The organism is Nocardiopsis sp. NPDC006198 (genome assembly GCF_040613895.1).
In the GTDB taxonomy this organism is placed as follows: Bacteria; Actinomycetota; Actinomycetes; order Streptosporangiales; family Streptosporangiaceae; genus Nocardiopsis; species Nocardiopsis tropica.
Genome location: NZ_JBEXSY010000064.1, coordinates 17,194 through 38,019 on the forward strand (window position 1 = coordinate 17,194; position 20,826 = coordinate 38,019).

Below are 20,826 nucleotides of genomic sequence, written 5' to 3' on the forward strand. Positions count from 1 at the left end.
CGGCGCGGCCCGGCCCCGCCCCCGGACCCCCGTTCCTCCCCCGCTAGGAAGACCATGGCCTCATTCCAGCTGTTCTTCTCGCCCCGCTCCATCGAGTCGTTCGAGAGCCGGATCCGTCCGGTGAGCGAGGATCTCGTCACCCTGGAGGCGCGCCTCCTGGGCAGGGCGGACGACCTGGAGGGCGGCTTCGACTCGGCCGCCTCCCACTTCACCGACATCGTCGGCTGGGACATCACGTCCCTCGGCGCCGAGAACTACCAGCAGTGGGTGGACGCCGCCGTCAACCTCCGGTTCGCCATCGACGTGAACGAGATGTGGGCGGACCGCGTCAAGGAGTTCTGGGACAAGCGCGACGCCATGTGGGACGACTGGGACGAGGCGGTCGCCTCCAAGGTGTCCCAGGTCCCCGACGAGTACCGGGAGACGGTGATCACCGCCGAGTCCCCGACGCCGGACCACTGGTTCGACTCCGACGCCAGGAAGTGCCGTGAGCTGTACGACGAGCTCAGCGGCTACCTGGAGGAGGTCCAGGGGCGTGAGCGGGCCAACTGGGACGCGCACGAGGAGAACGCCCTGGAGATCCTCGGGATGCTGCGGGGCGGGCCGACGGGCGAGAACGTCCAGAAGCTCATCGACGGCGGCTACGCCGACATGGTGTACGCCAACCTCGACCCCGGCAAGTACCTCTCCCTGGAGTCCGACTTCGAGCTGACCCCCGATTCGGCGGAGGAGGCGGCGTCGGAGCTGGCCCCGTACTGGTCGGGCGACAAGCCCCTCGACGACCGCTACCACGAGCTGATGCTGGTCATGAGCATGATCGGCACCAACGCCCGCAACGCCCAGAACGACGGCGGCGAGCTGCGGGAGGAGGAGGTCGACTTCCTGGAGGCGTTCTACGCCCAGCTCGAGCTGGAGGGCGGCGGTTCGTACACGGGCGTCCTCTCCGTCCCCGGCTGGATGGAGGGCGGCCACATGACCGGGGAGGAGCGCGAACACGCCCTCGGGACGCTGGGCGACGGTCTGCTCGCCCTCTCCGACCCGGAGCTGGGCGGGGGCTACGAGTCCCTCCCCGAGAGCGTGCGCAGGGCCGCCGAGGGCCCCTTCCTCACGACGGACCCGGACGAGCCGGTCTACGCGCTCGTCACCTACAAGGACGACGTGGAGGCGCTCACGTCCCTGCTCCGGCACACCGACGGGGACCTCGGGGCCGGCTACACCCTCTCCACCAACCTGACCATGTCGGCGGGCTCCTACAACTACTTCTGGGGCTCGGCCGGGGAGGGGGGCTACGTGATGTCCGAGGACCTCGCCGTGCTGGCCGACGTGGGCACCCGCAACGAGGACGCGAACCACTACGTGCTCACCGGGGAGCACCCGTCCCCGGCACCGGAGACCGGCGCCGACTACCCCGACAAGTTCCGCCGGGACGCCGTCCAGGGACTGCTCACCTACGAGTGGCACGACCACGGCGAGGCCGCGTCGGGGCTGATCGACTGGATCTCGGCGGACTCCCTGAGCGAGGACGAGGACGTGCGGAACCGGGCGGGCGAGGCCGCCTCCGGGTTCATCGGCATGGTCACCACCCCCGAGATGCAGCAGGCCCTCACGGACACCGGCGTGGACGTGGGCGACAGCGAGGACGCGTCCTTCACCGAGTTCAACTCCGCCCTCGCCGACAGGTTCGCCGACGTCTTCGACTCCTACCTGTTCAGCTTCGCGGCGAGCGAGATCAAGTCCTCCGAGGAGGGCAACGCACTCCTCACCGGCGTCACGGACTACAACCCGGAGACCGGGGCGTTCAACATCGGCGTCCAGGAGCGCGCCGCGTACATGCAGTACCTGATGGGCGACGACGGCGCCGCGATGCGGGCCGTCAACTCGGCCATGGCCTACGAACAGGCCCAGATCGAGCTGTACCTGGGCACGGGCGACACCGACCTGACGGCTCCGGGCGCGGCCAGCCTGTACTCCCTCATCGACCTCGGCCTGGAGATGGAGGTCGAGGACCGCACCGGCGACCTGGACGCAGCCCGGGAACGCAAGGAGCAGCTCTATACGTTCGCGCTGGAGGAGGGCGGCAACCTGGCGGAGAAGATCCCCGTCGTCGGCGCCGCCATCAACCGGGGGCTGGGCCTGGGGGCCGACGCGATCGTGGAACAGCTGGTGGAGACCGACATCGAGATCACGCCGAAGGTGCCCAGAAACGAGGACGAGGAGATCCGCCGGGTCGACCAGCAGGCCGAGTTCCTGAACTACGTCATGTCCTCGGGCAGCGACTCCGTCGTGACCCCTCCGAGCCGGGAGCACCTCGACGTCCTGGAGGAGTACGGGGTGGTCTCCTACGGGGACGACGGCTCCGTCACCGTCCGGACGGACTCCACCGGGTGGGACGTCACCGACGAGCCGGGCGGCGGCAGGTCCGACGTCGTCAACGCCCTGCACGGCGCTCTGAACAGCACCCAGATCGACCCGTCGAACAGGGAGCAGGACAACGGGAACGTCTTCTACAACGAGTTCTCGGGACCGTACAACGCCCGTTACGACCTGATCCAGGCCGAGGGCAAGCGCGAGGAGGAGAAATGACCGGAGAGCCCGCGAGGTCTTCCGGAAAGCGCAGGGGGCGGGCCGCCCTGGCCGCCGTCGCCGGGGTCGCCGTGCTGCTCGCGGCCGCAGTCCTCCTCGTCCGGCAGGCCGGCGGCCCCGAGGAGCCGGAGGCCGGTCCCACGGCCTCCCCCGAGGAGGGCGGCGAGCCTCGGGCGGACGCGGAATGGGTCAGGCGGCAGGTCAGGATCCTCACCCTGGAGCGCATGTTCGCGGAGAGCGACCCGGCCGAGATCGTCGGGGAGGCCTCGGAGGACACCAGGAGCGCCCTCCTGGAGGGCGGGGCCGTGGTCGAGGACGGCCAGGGGACCCGGGTGGAGACCGACCCCGCCGAGTGGACCGTCGCCGACCACCTCGGGGAGCAGGGCATCCGGCTCGCCAGTGTCGACAACGCCATGGACGCGCTCCTGTGGGAGAACGACGTCACCTGGTGCGGCGGCGCGGCCGTCGCCGGCCGCGACTTCGTGCACGACTACCTGGACACCCACGAGGGGGCCTTCGACACGCAGGAGGAGTACCTGGAGAGCATCGCCGACCACGTCGACTGCGGCTCCGGGGCGCCCGGGTGACACCGTCCGGATCGCGGCCGGACGCGTCGGCGCGGCCGCCCGCACATGGCCGGAAGCGGCCAGCCGCATCCGCCCCCGCTCACGGGCGGACCGGGACGGGAGTGCGGGAAACCCCCGTCCGGGGTGGCTCGATGCGGATCCGGGCCGCCGGGCCCCGCGAGAGCCCGGTCTTCCTGCACGGCGTCCGAGGTCACGAGACGCGCACCTCCGTTGACCGAGAGGTGGGATCCTTACTATCGTCCGTATCCTCCCCTTCCTCCTGTGGCCACACGCATCCCCGTGCGAACAGGGGCCGGAGGGCGAACCCCCACCCGACTTTCCGGAAAGGTCCAGATGTCGCACGTCGGTCTTGAAAACGTCAACAGCCTCTCCACCGGCGGTGAGCAGCTCGGGCAGGAGTCCGACGGCCTCCGCACCCAGATGAACCAGCTCATCCAGGACATGGTCAACGACGCCGACTCCCTCCAGGGCCAGGCGCTCACCGACTTCCGCATGGCCCGCGAACAGCTGACCGAGCGCTTCGACGAGCTCATGACCTGGTGCAGCCAGAACGGCATCAAGCTCAACGAGGGCCAGCAGGAGTTCAACGTCACCGACACGGACTCCAGCGCCGAGTACTCGCAGGCCGGGAACGACCTCGGCGGCCTCAGCCGCCCGGTCAACGTCTGAGCCCCCGCACCTCTCCCCGCTCCTCCCTCCAGAAAGGCTTTCCCCCATGGGTTCCCAGTTCGACGTGTACGGCGACGTCGCCGGCCTCCAGGGCCTGGCCGAGGACCAGCAGGCCCACCTGGGCCGCTTCTCCGCGATCATGAGCCAGATCAACGAGCAGTCGGAGTCGACGGTCAGCCAGTGGGAGGGCTCCGGCAGCGCCCAGTTCCAGGCCAAGGCGTCGGAGTTCGACACCCAGTTCTCCGAGGTCAACTCGGCCTTCGCGAAGGTGATCGCGGCCACCAGCAACACCGCGGACAACTACGGTCGGCTGACCAAGTACCTCGACGGTCTGTTCTAGTAGGCTGAGCGGCGATGTCCTCCCCGACCCCGACGTCCCCGCCGGCCTCCTCCGATCCGGACCCGCAGCTTCCCGAGGCGTTCCACTACACGCCCAACGAGGAGAAGTACGTCCTCCAGGCGGACGCCCTGCGGCACCGGCAGCTGCGGTCGGCGCTGCTGTACGGGTCGAGCCGCTACTGGCGCCGCAGGCAGCAGGTGTGGCCCGCGGTGATCGGCGGGCTGATCCTGGTCGCGCTGATCTGCGGGGTCATCGCCCTCATCGGGGCCTTCGGCCGGCAGCAGGAGGTCAACGAGGAACGCGGGTGGGGCAACACCACCCGTCAGCAGATGATCCAGAGCCCCCTCACCGACGTGTCCCCGTTCCCGTAGCACCCGTGACACCGGTGCCTTCGGGGCCCACTCCCCCACCGCCCGAGAGGCGGCGGGGATCCTCCACCACGAACGCCACAAGGGGGTCGCTCTCCCGTGTCCGGCTCCGAGCACGCCCCCTGGGCGCCCGGGTACGACACGTCCGCACTGCTCCACCAGGGGCGGCGCGCCCGGATCATCCGGGCGACGCGCTCCACCAGCGGTGCCGACGTCGTCCTCAAGGTCCTCCCCGAGGCCCTGGGCCGCGCCGAGCTGAACCAGCTCCGCGACCTCGCCGGGGTGCCCGGCGTGGTGCCGCTGCTGGACGCGGGGACCACCGCCGACGGTGACGTGTTCGTGGTCCTGCCGTTCTACGCGGACGGCTCCTTCGGCGACATGCTCGTCCGCAGGGGGCCCGCGCCGGTGCAGGAGGCCGCGGCCGTCGCCCGTGGCGCGGCGGCGGCGCTGGGGTCGATGCACGGGCGGGGCCTGCTGCACAACGACGTCTGCCCGGGGAACGTCCTCCGGGCGGGACGGACGCCGGTCCTGACCGGTTTCGGCTCGGTCCGGAGGTCCGGTGAGGCCCTGCCCCCGCCCGCCCCCGGCACGGAGGCCTTCCTGCACGCGGCGCCGGAAGTGCTGCGCGGCGAGGCCCGCACGCCCGCGACCGACGTCTACCAGCTGGCCTCCACCGTCTGGACGATGCTCGCCGGGCACGCGCCGTTCTCGCCGACGGACGGCGGCCCGTTCGACGCCCGGACGTACGCGGAGCGGGTCCTCTCGGAGGAGCCGAGCCCGGTCCCCCGGCCGGACGTCTCCCGCAAGCTGCGCGGTGTGCTCACCCGGGCCCTGGCCAAGCTCCCCGAGGAGCGCTTCCCGAACGCGTCGGCGTTCGCCGCGGCGTTCGAGCAGGCGCGCACGGCCCGGTCCGCCGCGCCGTCGGCCGGTTCCACCGGCGGCCAGGCCCCCTTCCCGGGTACGCGGGAACCGGTGGGCGGGGCGCCCGCTCCGGCGACCGGGCCCCAGGCGCCCCTGTCGGGACCGCAGTCCCCGGCCGCGCAGTGGTTCCCCAGCGGCCCCCAGGCCTCGCACGCTCCGGTGGCCCCGTGGGCCACCGGGCCGAACACCCCTCCGCACGCCCCCGCCGACCCGTACACCGGTCCGCAGGGTTCCCACGGCGCGCGGCAGGCGCCCCCCGCCTCCCCCGGGGCGGACCCGGCCCCGCCCACGGGCCCCGAGGCGCCGCCGCCCGGCCCCCCGGCTCCCGCCACGGGACCGCGTGCCCCCCTCTCCGCGCCCGGCGGAGCACAGAACCCCTATTCCGTGCCCTCGGGGCCGTGGACGCCCCCGGCGGCGCCGTCCGGCCCGCAGGTCCCCCACGGTGCGCCCTCCGGACCCCAGGCCCCTCCCGGGGCCCCGTGGCCCCCCGGCGACCCGTCGGCCCACCGCGCACCCTCCGGACCCCACGCCCCACCGGACGCCGCGCCCACCGGTCCCCGGGCGCCGCAGGCCGACCCCGGGCGGCCCTCGTACCCCGCGTACGCGCCGTCCGGCCCGCAGGACCCCCACGGTGCGCCCTCCGGGCCCCAGGCCCCTCCCGGGGCCCCCTGGTCCCCCGGCGACCCGCCGACCCACCACGCGCCCTCCGGACCCCAGGACCCACCGGCCGCCCAGCACGGACCGGCGGCGCTCCCCGTCGCCCCCTCGCCGGCCGCGGGCCGGCCCGGCACGCCTCCGGGCGGCGCCCACCCCCCGGCCGGTCCCCAAACCCCGCGGGAACGGCGGGCGCCGCTGCGCCGCCCCACCGGCCTGGAGGGCAGCAGGCTTCCGGCCCTCGACGCCGGCGGCACGGCCGAGATCATGATGGCCAAGATGCGCGGCGAGGAGATCTCCCCGCTGCGCGCCTGGTCCCGGCTGGAGGGGTGGACCGGCACCGCCGAGTCCTCCTTCCTCCCCGTGGACCGGACCCCGGACGAGAAGGACGACGTCCCCGTGTGGTCCCCCGCGCAGGACGGGGACCGGGGCCAGGCGCGCTGGCGCCGCCACCTCCACATCGGCGTCACCGTCTGCGGCATCCTGCTCGCCACCAGCGTCTCCGGCGTGTTCGCCGCGACCGGCCCCGAGGAGCCCGTGGTGACGGCCGCGGCCGAGGAGCCCGAGCCGGAGGCCCCGGCCGGGGACCCCGCAGCGGACGAGGTCGTCGCGCCCGAGGCCCCGCCGGAGGTCTCCGCGCCGTCACAGGTGCTGTTGTCCGACAACTACGGCTCCGTCGAGCTGGCCTGGACGGACAACAGCGGGGGCACCGCCTCGTTCTTCGTGTTGGGCGGCCCGCAGGACCACCCCCAGGCCACCCTGGCCAGGACCGGCCCCGGCGTGGTGTCCGCCCAGGTCGTCACGGCCGTCACCTCCGTCGAGTACTGCTTCACCGTGGTCGCCGTGGACGGCGCGTCCGCCCCCTCCGACGAGGTGTGCACGACCCGCGCCGCGGACCGGGCGGAGGCCGAACGCCTGGAGGAGGAAGAGGAGGAGCGGCAGCGCGAGGAGGAGGAGGAGCGGGAGGCGGAGGAGGAGGCCGAACCGTCGCCCTCGCCCAGCCCCGGGGCCGCCGACTGACCCCTCCGTCCCGGCCGGGGCGGCGGGTCCGGCGGCACCGTGCCGCCCTGTCCGACCGTCCGCCTGTGACGGGGGGCATACCGGGCGAGAACGTCCTCGGATAGCGTTTGCTGACTTCAGCCGCGCGTCTACTCTGGGAGCCGTCCCTTGTCCGGGGTCATCATCGGGTTCGGCGTCATCGCCAGCATCGTCGTCATCGGCTACATGTTGGGACGTCTGCCCATCCTGGGTCCTGGGGCCAAGGAGGTCCTCAGCAAGCTGGCCTTCTTCGTGGCCGGCCCCGCGCTGATGTTCACCATCCTGGCCGACACCGACCTGTCCCTCCTCGCCTCCGGTCCGGTCCTGGTCAGCGCGCTCAGCGTCGCCCTGGTCTCCGTCCTCTTCATCGCCGTGGGCGCGGTGCGGCGCTGGGGCGTCGGTCTGACCACCGTCGGCACCCTGTCCGCCGTCTACGTGAACGCGGGGAACCTGGGCATCCCCATCGCCGCGTACGTCCTCGACGACGCCTCGCTGGTCGCGCCCATCCTGCTCATGCAGCTCCTCTTCCTGGCCCCGGTGGCGCTCACCGTCATGGACCTGAGCCGGGGCGAGGTCCGCGGGTTCGGCCCGGTGCTCCGCCGCGCGCTGGGCACCCCCTTCCGGAACCCGGTGGTGATCGCCTCCCTCGCGGGCGTGCTGCTGTCCCTGTCCGGCTGGGAGCCGCCCGCGCCCCTGCTGGAGCCCTTCGAGCTCCTCGGCGGCATGGCGGTCCCGGCGATGCTGCTGGCGTTCGGCATCTCCCTGCACGGCGGGGGCGTGCCGGGCCGGGGACCCGACAGGGCGAAGGTCCTGTTCGGGGTCGTCCTGAAGTCGGTGGTCCTGCCCCTGACCGCGTGGGCCCTGGGCGCCCTGGCGTTCGGGCTGACCGGACCGTCGCTCTTCGCCGTGGTGGTGCTGGCGTCCCTGCCCACCGCCCAGAACGTGTTCACGTACTCGGTCCAGTACGGGGTCGGCGAGAACATGGTGCGCGAAGTGGTGCTGCTGTCCACCTTCCTCACCGTCCCCGTCCTGGTCACGGTCGCGTTCCTGCTCGGTTGACCCTCCTCGGTGGTGCTGGCTGTAGTACGGGGACGCCCGGACGCACCAGTGTTTCCGGGAGCCCGGAAACCTAGGTTCGAGGGGTAGGAAGACCACCTCCCGGGAGCACCACATGCAACGAGTCCCCCGCGCCCTCCCCCTTCTGGCCGCGCCCCTGATGATCGCCGCCGCGCTCCTGCCCGGCGCGGCCCCCGCCGCCGCCGCGGTCGGAGCCGTCCCCGCGGCCGAGCCCGTCCCGCTGACCGCCGAGAGCGCCCGGGAGTTCGTCGACACCCGTGTCGCCGAACTCCTGGAGGAGCACGGCGCCCCCGGGGTGGCCGTCACCGTCGTCGGCGGCGGGGAGCAGCTGGCCTCCGCCTCCCACGGCTACTCCGACCTGGCCGAGCGGACCCCGCTCGACCACACCGCCCAGGTCTTCCCCCTCGCCTCGGTCTCCAAGTCCCTGACGGCCGCGGCGGTCCTCACCCTGGTGGACAGCGGGGAGATCGACCTCCACGAGGACGTCAACGCCTACCTGCCCGAGGACGCCCGGCTCGCCACCGACGGCATCACCATGCACCACCTGCTCACCCACACCGCCGGCTTCGCCGAGCTGGTCGACATCCCGTTCGCGAGCGACACCGCCGCGCACCTCACCCTGGACGGGGTCGCCCGCACCAGGGAGCCTGAACAGCTCAACGAGCCCGGCCGGTTCCCCGCGTACTCCAACCACGGGTCGGGGCTGGCCGGGTTCATCGCCCAGGAGGTGAGCGGGGTCCCCTTCGACGAGTTCGTGGAGCAGACCGTCTTCGGACCTCTCGGCATGGCGGACAGCGGGTTCGTCCAGGTCCACGAGGCCCGGGGGACCCTCGACCTGCCCGCGTTCCACCTGGCGGACGGCTCGGTCCCCGAGGACCTGCACGTGTCCGCTTCCCCCGCCGGCGCCGCCCTCGCCACGACCGACGACATGGCCCGGTTCATGCTGGCCCTGCTCGGCGGGGGTGAGCTCGACGGCGAACAGGTCCTGCCGGAGAGCGTCCCCGCACTGATGACGGACCGGCAGTTCGAGGTCCACCCCGAGCTGGCATCGATCGGCTACGGCACGTACCAGTGGCGCGGCGGGGACTCCCCCGTCCTCGGCCACGGCGGGGACCTGGTGGGCATGCACACCGGTTACACGCTGGTCCCCGCCATCGGCGCGGGCCTGTTCGTCGCCGTCAACGGCGACGACACCTCACCGGAGACACAGGCCAACCCGCTGCTGGACCTGCGCATGGCCGTGGCCGCCGCGTTCTCCGAGACGTTCGCCCCGCAGGCCCCTCCGGCCGGCGAGGCCGACCCGGGGGCCGACCTCGGCCCGTACACCGGCAGCTACATCACCAGTCGGCGCGCCGGGAGCGGGCCTGCCCAGCTCACCGTCCTCCTCGACAACATGGTCGTGCGGGACGGCGGGGACGGGACGCTCTCGGTCGGCGGCGGGATGGCCCTCGACGACCGCTGGCTCCCCGCGGGGGAGGGCCGCTTCGTCGCGGAGAACGGCGAGGACGAGCTGGTCTTCCTGGAGGAGGACGGCGAGGTCGTCGCCCTCGCCACCGGCTCCAACCCCACGCAGGTCTACGAGCGGACCTCGTTCCTGGCCAGCCCCCTCACGCACGGCGTCGCCGCGGCGGCCTCCCTGCTGGTCCTGTTCACCGCGTTCGTCCAGTTCCGCCGGGCCCGCGACCGGTTCACCGTCGTCGCCCGGGTGCTGGGGGCGCTGACCGCCCTGGCCTGCTACGCCGGCGTCGGGATCCTCGCGTACGGGCTGTTCGTCGCCCCCCACAAGGTGGAGGAGTGGGTCTTCGGGGGGTCCCTCATGCTGACCGCGCCCCTGGCCGCCGCCGTCCCGCTGACCCTGGCCACCGCCGCCGTGGCCGCGACCGCATGGGCGCGGGGACGGCTGAGCGCGGCCGGGCGGGTCCACCTCTCCCTGGTCGCGGTGGCCGCCGCCGTGTTCGTCGCGGTGGGCGCCCAGTACGGCTTCGTGTGGGGGCTGTCCTGACCCGTCCGAGGTCACGGGGTCCCGGGGCCGGGGTCCGGACAACGGAATCCCGCGTGTCGGCGGGGCTCCCGGGGGAATACTGACGGTGCGGGCCCGCCCCCTCCCCCTTGGGGGGCGGGCCCTCCTCGCGGGAAGGGGCCGGTGCGCTCGCGCACCGGCCCCTCACCCCTGCTGTGTGCCCGCGGTCCCTCCCGTCCGTGGCCGGGCGCACGGCCACGGCTCCCCGGCCCCCGGAGGAGCGGCCCTGCCCGCCCGGTCCCGCGGGCGCCCGAGCCGGCCGGGGCCGGGTCGGGCGCCGACCGGGACGGGGCCTACCCCCAGGCCAGAGCGGTCAGCTCGGGGTCCTCCAGCGCGGTGCCGATGTCGCGCAGCACCTTGGAGCCCAGCTCGCCGTCGACCAGGCGGTGGTCGAAGGACAGCGACAGCGTCGTCACCTTGCGGACCTTGAGCTCACCCTTGTGCACCCACGGCATGTCCCGGATCTGGCCGAAGGCGAGGATCGCGGCCTCGCCCGGGTTGAGGATCGGGGTGCCCGCGTCCACGCCGAACACGCCGACGTTGGTGATGGTGATGGTGCCGCCGGACATGTCGGCCGGGCTGGTCTTCCCCGCCCGCGCCGTGTCCGTCAGCCGCTTGAGCCCCGCCGCCAACTCGGGCAGCGTCATGGCGTCGGCGTCCTTGACGTTGGGCACCACCAGGCCGCGCTCGGTGGCGGCCGCGATCCCCAGGTTGACGTAGTCCTTGACCACGATCTCCTGGTTGTCGCCGTCCCACGTGGCGTTGATCTCCGGGTGGCGGCGGACCGCCATGAGGAGCGCCTTGGCGACCAGCAGCAGCGGCGACACGCGCACGTCGGCGAAGTCGGGCCGCGCCCGCAGGCGCGCGACCGCCTTCATCGTCTTCGTGACGTCCACCTGGAGGAACTCGGTGACGTGCGGCGCCGTGAACGCGCTGCCGACCATCGCCGCGGCCGTGTGCTTGCGCACCCCCTTGACGGGGATGCGCCGTTCGCGGGCCGACCGGTCCGCGGGGGCCGCCGGCGCGGACTCCGGCTGCGGCTCGGCCTGTGCCGGGGCCCGGACGGCCTCGGCCGCGGCGCGGACGTCGTCACGGGTGACGATCCCGCCGTCGCCGGTGGGCGCGACCGACCCGAGGTCCACTCCGAGGTCCTTGGCGAGCTTGCGCACCGGGGGCTTGGCCAGCGGACGGCCCGCGGGGCCGGACGCCGGAGCCGGGGCCGCGGGTACCGCGACCACGGCGGGGGCGGGCGCCGGAGGCGCCGCCGACGGCGGGACGGGCGGTGACGACGGTGCGGACGGGGCCGGGCGGCGGCGGGCGCGGCGCTGCGTGGAGGCCGCCTTCTCGCCGTAGCCGACCAGCGGCTTCTCCCGCACCTCCGTGTCCCCGCCGTCCTCCGCACCGGGGTCGGCGCCGGACGCGGAGCCGCCGGTGCCGTCGTCCACGGTGATGATCACCGCGCCGACGTCCACCGTCTGGCCCTCCTCGGCCAGCAGCTCCCGGACCGTGCCCGCGAACGGGCTCGGCAGCTCGACGACCGCCTTGGCCGTCTCGATCTCGCAGATCATCTGGTTGACCTTGATCTCGTCACCCGGCTTGACGTACCAGCTGAGGAGTTCGGCCTCGATCAGGCCCTCGCCGACGTCGGGCAGCCTGAACGACTGCACGCCGTCGACGGCGGGCGCACTCTTCTGAATCGCCATGTGCTTCGGTTTCCCCGATCCCTAGTACGCGAACGCCCGGTCGACCCCGTCCAGAACCCGGTCGAGGTCCGGGAGGTAGTACTCCTCCAGACGCGACTGCGGGTAGGGGGTGTCGAAGGCGGCGACGCGGATGACCGGCGATTCCAGGTGGTAGAAGCACTCCTCGGTGACGCGGGCCGCGATCTCCGCGCCGGGGCCGCCGGTGAGGACCGCCTCGTGGGCGACGACCAGGCGCCCGGTCCGGCGCACCGACTCGACCACGGTCGGGTAGTCCACCGGGGAGAGGGAGCGCAGGTCGACGACCTCGATGGAGTGCTCGGTGTCGGCCTCGGCCGCCTGGAGCGCGGTCTTGACCATCGGGCCGTAGGCGAGCAGGGTCACGTCGGTGCCGGGCCGGGCCACGCGCGCGGCGCCCATGGGGGTGGCCTCGGCGATGGACGCCCCGGTGTCGACCTCGGACTTCTCGTAGTAGCGCCGCTTGGGCTCCAGGAAGATGACCGGGTCGTCGGAGCGGACGGCCTGCTGGATCATCCAGTAGGCGTCCTCGGGGTTGGCCACCGTGACCACGCGCAGGCCGGAGGTGTGCGTGAAGTACGCCTCCGGGGACTCGCTGTGGTGCTCGACGGCGCCGATGCCGCCGCCGTAGGGGATCCGCATGACCACGGGCATGCTGAGCTTGCCCGCCGAGCGCCTGCGCATCTTGGCCAGCTGGGTGAAGGTCTGGTTCGCCGCCGGGAAGAAGAACCCGTCGAACTGGATCTCGACCACGGGGCGGTAGCCGCGCATGGCCATGCCGATCGCGGTGCCGACGATGCCGGACTCGGCGAGCGGGGTGTCGATGACCCGGTCGGCGCCGAAGTCCTTGTACAGGCCGTCGGTGACCCGGAAGACGCCGCCGAGCCTGCCGACGTCCTCGCCCATGACGAGGACCTTGGGGTCGTGCTCCATGGACGCGCGCAGGCCCGCGTTGATGGCCTTGCCGATCGTGAGGCTGGTTCCCATGGCCTAGCGGCCCCCTTCCGCGCCGGCGCTCTCGAAGGAGGCCAGGTAGTCGGCGAACTCGGACCGCTGCCGGTCGATGTGGACGTTGGGCTCGGCGTACACCTCGTGGAAGATGTCGAGCGGTTCCGGGTCGGGAAGCGCACGGCACTCGGTGCGCACCTGCTCGCCGATGGTCTCGGCCTCGGCGTCGACGGAGGCGAAGAACTCCTCGTCCGCGAGGCCGTTGAGCTCGAGGTGGCGGCGGACGCGCAGGATCGGGTCCTTGGCCTTCCACTCGTCGAGTTCGGCGGAGGCCCGGTACCGGCTGGGGTCGTCGTTGGTGGTGTGCGCGCCCATCCGGTAGGTGAACGCCTCGACCAGGGTGGGGCCGTTGCCCTCGCGGGCGTTGTCCAGGGCCGCGCGTGTGACGGCGAGGACCGCGAGGACGTCGTTGCCGTCCACGCGTACGCCCGGGAAGCCGAACCCGGCGGCGCGCCGGTAGATCGGCACGCGGGACTGGCGCTCCAGGGGCTCGGAGATCGCCCACTGGTTGTTCTGGCAGAAGAACACGACCGGGGCGTTGTTCACGGAGGCGAAGTTGAACGCCTCGTTGGTGTCGCCCTGGCTGGTGGCCCCGTCGCCGAAGTAGGAGATGACGGCGGTGCCGTCCTCGCCGAGGGCGCCGTCGCGCTGGACGCCCATGGCGTAGCCGGTGGCGTGCAGCGCCTGGCTGCCGATGACGATCGTGTACAGGTGGAAGCCGTGCTCGTGGGGGTCCCAGCCGCCGTTGGTGACGCCGCGGAACATGCCGAGCAGTTCCTTGGGCTCGATGCCGCGGCACCAGGCGACGCCGTGCTCGCGGTAGGAGGGGAACGCCATGTCGTGTTCGCGCAGCGCCCGGCCGGAGCCGATCTGCGCGGCCTCCTGGCCGAGCAGTGAGGCCCACAGGCCCAGTTCTCCCTGGCGCTGGAGGGAGACGGCCTCGCTGTCGACCCTGCGTACGAGGACGAGGTCTCGGTAGAGCGCGCGGATCTCCTCCGCGCCGATGTCCAGGGGGTAGTCGGGGTGCCCCGTGAGCTCCCCTTCCGGTGTCAGGAGCTGGATGAGCTCCGGTTCCTCGTGCGCGGTGGTGTCCGACACGTCGCTCCTCGGGTTCTCGGGGCCGGGTTCGCGTGGGTGAACGCTGATCGGCCGTTTCACGGTCCGCCTCACCCGGGGGTGGTGGGTGAGGGCGGACAGCCCTCCCCATATCGTGACAGACCTCACTATGGAGAGCGCAAGCCCTCGGCGTCACCTTTTACGCTGTGGCCCCCATGATCCACGACGGCCGGCCGACCCGATTACCAGGGCTTCCTAGCATGTACAAGGTCTTCCAACAACTTTGTGGACGCTTGTCGGAGCTGAGCGCACGAAGCCCGGACGGGCCCTCGGCCGGGGCCCGTCCGGGCGTGTCGGAAGAGGCGGTACGGACCGGCCGGGACGTGCCGGGCGCGAGCGGCGCCGGGGCCCGTCGGCGGGCGGCCGGCGCGGGCGTCGCCCCCGGTACGCGGGCCGCAGGCGCGTCGGGAGCGGACCGCCGGAGCGCGAGAAGGCGCGCGGGCGGGACGGGCGCGCGGGTCCGCAGGAGCGGTGGTCCAGGGGTCGCCTCGGGAGCCGGGGCCGGTCGGGGCCCGGCTCGCCGGCCGGCGGGGGCGGCTCGTCGGCGGCCGTCGGCGGTCGGGCGGCGGGTCGGCCCGCCGGGCGATGACGGCGCTCCCGGCAGGCGGGTGCGCCGACGGGGCTCGGACCGGGCGGCTCACGGCCGGGACCGGCCACGGGGGACGGGTACGGGGGACCGAAAAGGCCTCGGGGCGGGTTTCCGGCCCGCCCTCGACCGGGCTCGACGGTGTCGCGCGCGGCCTAGTCGGCGGCCTGCGCCGGAACGCGCATGCCGCGGTCGCGGGCGTAGTCGGAGAGCATCTCGCGGAGCTGGCGGCGGGCCCGGTGCAGACGCGACATCACCGTCCCCAGCGGGGTCCCCATGCGCGCGGCCACCTCCTTGTAGGCGTAGCCCTCGATGTCGACGAGGTAGATGACCTCCTGGAACTCCTCCGGCAGACGGGCGAGCGCCTGCTTGATGGCGGAGTCGGGCAGGTGGTCCAGGACCTCGTTCTCGGCGGACCGCATGCCCGAGGACGTGTGCGCCTCGGCGGCGGCCAGCTGCCAGTCCTTGATCTCGTCGGTCGTGTCCTGGCGCGGTTCGCGCTGCTTCTTGCGGTAGCTGTTGATAAAGGTGTTGGTCAAGATCCGGTACAGCCAGGCACGCAGATTCGTACCCGCACGGAACTGGTGGAAATTGGCGAACGCCTTGGCGAAGGTCTCCTGTACGAGATCCTCGGCGTCCGCCGGGTTGCGGGTCATCCGCAGGGCCGTGGGATAGAGCTGGTCGGCGAACGGTGTGACCTCGGTGGCGAAGTCCAGCGTCTGGTCCTCGCTCCCGGGTCCACCGGTCGTGGAGGCCTGGTCCATTTCGATAGTCGTCAAGATTCCCCCTCCGTGACGACCGGACGATCACTTCCACACTGTTAGACGCCACCACGTGCTCTCAATGATGACATCAATGCACGTGATACGAGTCACGAACGTACCGAAAACGTCCCCGGCACTGTTAAGCGTGCGGTAAAAGCCCGGCGTGCCGCCTGGTCAGAACCTGGTCCCGAGCCATACCCGTTCCCGCGTGCCGTACGCTTGCGTCGCCCCCTCCGGCCGGTCCGGGGAGTGTGGCCCGCCAGCCGCAGGCACATGCGGCACAACCGTTTCCTTGTGGAGGACCCTGTGGCCCGCGTCGTTGTGGACGTCATGCTCAAGCCCGAGATCCTGGACCCCCAGGGCCAGGCCATCGCCGGGGCCTGCCCCCGTCTCGGCTTCGAGGGGATCGGCCAGGTCCGTCAGGGCAAGCGCTTCGAGGTGGAGGTCGAGGGCGAGGTGGACGACGCCAGGCTCGCGGACGTCCGCCGCCTGGCCGAGACCCTCCTCGCGAACACCGTCATCGAGGACTTCGAGGTCCGCGTCGAGGCCTGAGCCCCCGGCCGGCCTCCCGTGAGATCCGGCACACCGGACACCGGTGTCACGCCGGCGACCGGCCCGGACCTCGGAAAACGGGTGGCACCAAGCAGGCCCCGAGTGCCCCGGGTGTCGGAAGTGTCCGGAAACCACCAGTCGCGTCCCCAGGGGGCGCGGCTGTTCGTTTTACTCCGGCCGCCCTCGGGAAGGTTCTTTACCGTGCCGGGCTGCATACGACAACGGAGTACGAGAGGTTTACGGATGGACACCGTTTTCTCGATCTCCCTGCCAAGGCAGGCGTACACGGTCTCCGTGGTACGCGACGTCCTCGGCACCTTGCTCCACAGGGCCGGTCTCTGCCGGAGCTGCGCCGACGACGTCCTGCTGGCCGTCTCCGAGGCCAGCGCCAACGCCATCGACCACGGCGGCCCCGCCCGCGACTACGTGGTCGAGGCGGAGCTGGGGGGACGCTGGTGCGAACTGCGGATATCCCATACCGGTAGGGCGCCGGACCCCGAGGCCGTCGCCGAGCGGTTCACCACGGACAGCATGCCCCTCCCGGGTCTGGACTCAGAATCCGGAAGGGGCATCCTACTGATGCGGTTCCTGATGGACGAGGTCGCCTTCGAGGGGGAGCCCCGCACGACGGTCCTGCTGCGCAAGCGGGTCGCCCTGTGCGACGAGGCGTCGGAGGCGTCGGCCGCGGGCCGCGTCCCGGAGGCGAGATTCGCCCTGCTCTGAACCAGCCGAACCCCGCGCACCGTCCGCGCGGGGTCCGGTGCGTCCGGAGCCGCCTCCCCGATCCGCGACATGTGTCGCACACCACGCGGCGGCCCCGTCCCCCGCGCCCCGCGTCGCGGCCGGGACCGGACGCCCCTGGCGTCCCCGCGCGGGGCCCGGTTCCTGTGGGGTCGCACACGCGGACCCCCGCCCCCGGGGCCCCCACTGGGAGGATCACACAGGAGCGGGCCGCCCGGAGGGGGTGACCGTCGTACCCGAGCACAGGTGAGCGGGTACGCTGCGGAGTGCGGAAGTCCCCGCCCCCGGTTGGCGGGGCCAGGCACCGGCATCTCCTCGCCGAACGCTCCCCGTGCACGCGGGGGGCGGATCCCAACCTCTCGGAGTGTGCTCATGACAGCCCGTGTGGGCGTCGTCACCTTCCCCGGCTCCCTCGACGACAAGGACGCCGCGCGCGCCGTCGCGCTGGCGGGCGCCGAACCCGTGTCGCTCTGGCACGCGGACGCCGACCTCAAGGGCGTGGACGCGGTCGTCCTGCCCGGCGGCTTCTCCTACGGCGACTACCTGCGCTGCGGCGCCATCGCCCGGTTCGCGCCGCTGATGTCCGAACTGGTCCCGGCCGCCCGCTCGGGCGCGCTGCCGGTCCTGGGCATCTGCAACGGCTTCCAGATCCTCTGCGAGAGCCACCTCCTCCCCGGCGCCCTCACCCGCAACGCCTCGCTGCGGTTCGTCAACCGCGACCAGGTGCTCCGGGTCGAGAACGCCGGCACCGCGTGGACCGGCGACTACACCGAGGGCCGCGAGATCCTGGTCGTCCTGAAGAGCGGCGAGGGGAGCTACGTCGCCGACGAGGCCACCCTGGACGAGCTGGAGGCCACCGGCCGCGTCGTGGTCCGCTACGTCGGCGGCAACCCGAACGGCTCCCGCCGGGACATCGCCGGGATCACCAACGAGCACGGGAACGTCGTCGGCCTGATGCCGCACCCCGAGCACGCCGTCGAGGCCCTCACCGGCCCCTCCACCGAGGGACTCGGCTTCTTCACCTCGATCCTCAGCCACATGGCCGCCGGTTCGCCGGTGAACGCCTGACCCGCACACCGAACAGGGGACGGTCCTCGCGATGATGGCGCTGCTGCGCTCCCGAAACACGATGTTCGTCCTCGCCGCCGTGGTCATCGTCGGCCTGGTGGTCTCGGCGGGGCTCGGCCTCTTCAACGCGATCGGCTCGGCCCCCACCGCTCCCGCCGCCCCTCCGCAGGGGCAGGGACAGGAGGGGCAGGGCGGCCAGGGCACCGGCCCCGCCCCCGACGCCCCGCCGGACGTGGACGTGCTCGGACAGGCCCCGGCGGGCCTGTCCTACGTCTCCGACCCCGAGGCCGACGTGTACTGCGAGCAGAACGAGTGCGTCCGCCTCGTGATGGTCCTGACCGAGGGCGGCGAACTGCCCGAGGACTCCCGCGAGTCCGTCGAGACGGTCCTCGCCCACCTCGCCGAACACGGGTGGGAGGAGCAGAGCCCGCAGGGGGCGCCCGAGGGCCGGGCGTTCCTCACCGACGGCGACCACCTGCTGGCCGACACCTCCTCCCACGACACGGCCGACGCCTCCGCGATGCTCATGCTCGGCAACGCCGAACAGGCTCCGGCCACCCCCTGACCACGACCTTCCGCGCCGGTCGGCGGACGCCGCGGCCCGGGCCACATCCGCACATCCCGAACGGAACCACGCATGTCTGAAGTACCTGGTCTCGACACCGTCGCCGTGGCGCACGAGAACCCGGACACCCCGCAGCCGTACGCCGAGCTGGGCATGGCCAAGGACGAGTACGAGCGGGTCAGGGAGATCCTGGGGCGCAGGCCGACCTCCGCCGAGCTGGCCATCTACTCGGTCATGTGGAGCGAGCACTGCTCGTACAAGTCGTCCAAGGTGCACCTGCGCCAGTTCGGCGAGAAGGCCCCCGAGAACGACGCCCTCCTCGTCGGCATGGGCGAGAACGCGGGCGTGGTGGACGTCGGCGACGGCCGCGCGGTCACGTTCAAGATCGAGTCGCACAACCACCCGTCGTACGTGGAGCCCCACCAGGGCGCGGCCACCGGCGTGGGCGGCATCGTCCGCGACATCCTCACCATGGGCGCCCGCCCCGTCGCGGTGATGGACGCGCTGCGGTTCGGTCCCGCCGACGCCGACGACACCAAGCGGGTCCTGCCCGGCGTGGTCTCCGGCATCTCCTTCTACGGCAACTGCCTGGGCCTGCCCAACATCGGCGGGGAGATCGGCTTCGGGGCGGGCTACATCGGCAACCCGCTGGTCAACGCCCTGTGCGTGGGCGTGATGAAGCACGAGGACATCAAGCTGGCGCAGGCGCCGGGCCCGGGCAACAAGGTCGTGCTGTTCGGCTCCACGACCGGTCCCGACGGGATCGGCGGCGCCTCGGTGCTGGCCAGCGCCACGTTCGACGACGAGTCCCACGCCAAGCGGCCCAGCGTCCAGGTCGGCGACCCGTTCATGGAGAAGCTCCTCATCGAGTGCAGCCTGGAGCTGTTCGAGAAGGACATGGTCGTCGGCATCCAGGACCTGGGCGCGGCCGGCGTCTCCTGCGCCACCACCGAGCTCGCCGCGGGCGGCACCGGCGGCATGAACATCCAGTTGGACCGCGTGCCGCTGCGCGACCACCGGCTCACTCCCGAGGAGATCCTCATGAGTGAGTCGCAGGAGCGCATGATGGCGATCGTCGAGCCCTCCAAGATGGAGGAGTTCCTGGCGGTCTGCGACAAGTGGCAGATCCTGGCGACCGAGATCGGCGAGGTCACCGACGTCACGGCCGAGGAGGCCGCGCGCGGCGGCCGCCTCGTGATGACCTGGCACGGCGAGACCGTGGTGGACATGCCGCCCCGGACCGCCTCCGACGAGGGCCCCGTCTACGAGCGCCCGTACGCGCGCCCCGCCTCGCAGGACGCGCTCCAGGCCGACGACGCCGCCGGCCTGGCCCGGCCCGGCACCGACGCCGAGCTGCGCGAGCAGCTGCTGCGCGTCCTGGGCGCCCCCGGTGTGGGCGACCCGTCATGGGTCACCCAGCAGTACGACAGCTACGTGCGCGGCGACACGGTGGTCTCCACGCCCCACGACGCCGGGATGATCCGCATCGCCGACGACTCGCACCGGGGCGTGGCCCTGTCCACCGACGGCAACGGCCGCTTCACCCGCCTCGACCCGTACGCGGGCACGCAGCTGGCGTACGCGGAGGCGTACCGCAACGTCGCGGCGACGGGTGCCCGTCCGCTGGCCGTGACCAACTGCCTCAACTTCGGCTCGCCGGAGGACCCCGGGGTGATGTGGCAGTTCGCCGAGTCCACCCGGGGCCTGGCCGACGCCTGCCTCCAGCTGGGCACCCCGGTCACCGGCGGCAACGTGAGCTTCTACAACCAGACGGGCGACGTGGCGATCAACCCGACGCCGGTCATCGGCGTGCTCGGCGTGATCGACGACGTGCGCTCCCGGCTGCGGACCGCCTTCGGCTCCGAGGGCGCCAGGGTGTTCCTGCTGGGCGAGACCAGGCCCGAGTTCGGCGGCTCCGCGTGGGCCGACACGATCCACTCCCACCTGGGCGGGCTGCCGCCCCGGGTGGACCTGGCCGCCGAGGCCGCGCTGGGCGAGGTGCTGGCCGCCGCCGCCGAGCGCGGGCTGGCCGACGCCGCGCACGACCTGTCGGACGGCGGCCTCGGGGTCGCCCTCGCCGAGTCGGCGATGCGCGGCGGCCGCGGCGTGCGGGTGACCGTGGACGGCGACGTCTTCACGGCCCTGTTCAGCGAGTCCGGCGCCCGCGCGGTCGTCGCGGTCCGGCCGGGCGAGGAGGAGGCGTTCGTGGCGCTCGCCGGCTCGCACGGCGTCCCGGTCGAGCAGATCGGCGTGGTGGGCGGCGACTCCCTGTCGGTCACCCACCCGGGCGGCGCCGTGGAGGTCCCGCTGGCCGAGCTCCGCGAGGCCTACGAGGCGGCGCTGCCCGCCCTGATGAGCGGCGTGTAGCCACGGTTCCGCGGAGGCGGGGGTGATGTTGAGGAACCGCCCGATCGGGTCCCCGTCGGGGTCCTGGGTCCCCCCGACCCCCCA

At 72.8% G+C, this 20,826-nt stretch carries 17 protein-coding genes; 13 read left to right on the top strand and 4 right to left on the bottom strand.

Going from position 1 to position 20,826, the window contains the following annotated elements; all coding sequences use genetic code 11:
- The first annotated feature begins 54 nt into the window (after positions 1-54).
- The 8 genes from ABZ234_RS28385 to ABZ234_RS28420 all read left to right on the top strand — a co-directional run bounded on the left by ABZ234_RS28385 (position 55) and on the right by ABZ234_RS28420 (position 10,239).
- A complete protein-coding gene (locus tag ABZ234_RS28385; protein ID WP_355014067.1) occupies positions 55-2,583 on the top strand; it encodes a hypothetical protein in 2,529 nt (842 codons plus the stop codon).
- A complete protein-coding gene (locus tag ABZ234_RS28390; protein WP_355014068.1) occupies positions 2,580-3,170 on the top strand; it encodes a hypothetical protein in 591 nt (196 codons plus the stop codon). The genes ABZ234_RS28385 and ABZ234_RS28390 overlap by 4 nt, the downstream gene beginning before the upstream one ends.
- Positions 3,171-3,503: 333 nt before the next feature.
- Positions 3,504-3,839 (top strand): hypothetical protein, encoded by a 336-nt coding sequence (locus tag ABZ234_RS28395; protein ID WP_267947612.1) that lies wholly within the window; start codon positions 3,504-3,506, stop codon positions 3,837-3,839.
- Positions 3,840-3,885: 46 nt separating this feature from the next.
- Entirely contained in the window at positions 3,886-4,179 is a 294-nt protein-coding gene (locus tag ABZ234_RS28400) for a WXG100 family type VII secretion target (RefSeq protein ID WP_267947611.1), read from the top strand.
- 14 nt (positions 4,180-4,193) lie between these two features.
- On the top strand, positions 4,194-4,550 hold the full coding sequence (locus ABZ234_RS28405; protein WP_267947610.1) for a hypothetical protein: 357 nt from the start codon (positions 4,194-4,196) through the stop codon (positions 4,548-4,550).
- A gap of 96 nt (positions 4,551-4,646) precedes the next feature.
- Positions 4,647-7,142, top strand: coding sequence for a protein kinase (locus tag ABZ234_RS28410; protein ID WP_355014069.1), 2,496 nt, complete (start codon positions 4,647-4,649; stop codon positions 7,140-7,142).
- A gap of 147 nt (positions 7,143-7,289) precedes the next feature.
- Positions 7,290-8,219, top strand: a complete 930-nt coding sequence (locus ABZ234_RS28415; protein WP_267947608.1) for an AEC family transporter — start codon at positions 7,290-7,292, stop codon at positions 8,217-8,219.
- A gap of 112 nt (positions 8,220-8,331) precedes the next feature.
- Positions 8,332-10,239: a serine hydrolase domain-containing protein gene (locus ABZ234_RS28420; RefSeq protein ID WP_355014070.1), complete on the top strand. Its 1,908-nt coding sequence runs from the start codon at positions 8,332-8,334 to the stop codon at positions 10,237-10,239.
- Positions 10,240-10,550: 311 nt separating this feature from the next.
- Here the strand turns inward: ABZ234_RS28420 and ABZ234_RS28425 are convergent, their stop codons facing one another.
- The 4 genes from ABZ234_RS28425 to ABZ234_RS28440 form a co-directional block, all read right to left on the bottom strand.
- A complete protein-coding gene (locus ABZ234_RS28425) occupies positions 10,551-11,960 on the bottom strand; it encodes a dihydrolipoamide acetyltransferase family protein (RefSeq protein WP_355014071.1) in 1,410 nt (469 codons plus the stop codon).
- Positions 11,961-11,981: 21 nt separating this feature from the next.
- Complete coding sequence (locus ABZ234_RS28430) at positions 11,982-12,962, bottom strand: alpha-ketoacid dehydrogenase subunit beta (protein WP_267947605.1); 981 nt, start codon at positions 12,960-12,962, stop codon at positions 11,982-11,984.
- 3 nt (positions 12,963-12,965) lie between these two features.
- Positions 12,966-14,081, bottom strand: coding sequence for a pyruvate dehydrogenase (acetyl-transferring) E1 component subunit alpha (pdhA, locus tag ABZ234_RS28435; RefSeq protein WP_267947604.1), 1,116 nt, complete (start codon positions 14,079-14,081; stop codon positions 12,966-12,968).
- 759 nt (positions 14,082-14,840) lie between these two features.
- Positions 14,841-15,464: a sigma-70 family RNA polymerase sigma factor gene (locus ABZ234_RS28440; protein WP_267947603.1), complete on the bottom strand. Its 624-nt coding sequence runs from the start codon at positions 15,462-15,464 to the stop codon at positions 14,841-14,843.
- A gap of 291 nt (positions 15,465-15,755) precedes the next feature.
- On the opposite strand from ABZ234_RS28440, the gene purS reads away from it, so the two are divergent.
- The 5 genes from purS (at position 15,756) to purL (ending at position 20,742) form a co-directional block, all read left to right on the top strand.
- Positions 15,756-16,001, top strand: a complete 246-nt coding sequence (gene purS, locus ABZ234_RS28445; RefSeq protein WP_267947602.1) for a phosphoribosylformylglycinamidine synthase subunit PurS — start codon at positions 15,756-15,758, stop codon at positions 15,999-16,001.
- A 243-nt stretch (positions 16,002-16,244) separates the two neighbouring features.
- A complete protein-coding gene (locus tag ABZ234_RS28450) occupies positions 16,245-16,724 on the top strand; it encodes an ATP-binding protein (protein ID WP_267947601.1) in 480 nt (159 codons plus the stop codon).
- Positions 16,725-17,114: 390 nt separating this feature from the next.
- Positions 17,115-17,810 carry a phosphoribosylformylglycinamidine synthase subunit PurQ gene (gene purQ, locus ABZ234_RS28455; protein ID WP_267947600.1) on the top strand — a complete coding sequence of 232 codons (696 nt, stop codon included), beginning with the start codon at positions 17,115-17,117 and terminating at the stop codon, positions 17,808-17,810.
- A gap of 31 nt (positions 17,811-17,841) precedes the next feature.
- On the top strand, positions 17,842-18,375 hold the full coding sequence (locus tag ABZ234_RS28460) for a hypothetical protein (protein WP_267947599.1): 534 nt from the start codon (positions 17,842-17,844) through the stop codon (positions 18,373-18,375).
- A gap of 72 nt (positions 18,376-18,447) precedes the next feature.
- Positions 18,448-20,742: a phosphoribosylformylglycinamidine synthase subunit PurL gene (gene purL / locus ABZ234_RS28465; protein ID WP_355014072.1), complete on the top strand. Its 2,295-nt coding sequence runs from the start codon at positions 18,448-18,450 to the stop codon at positions 20,740-20,742.
- Positions 20,743-20,826 lie beyond the last annotated feature (84 nt).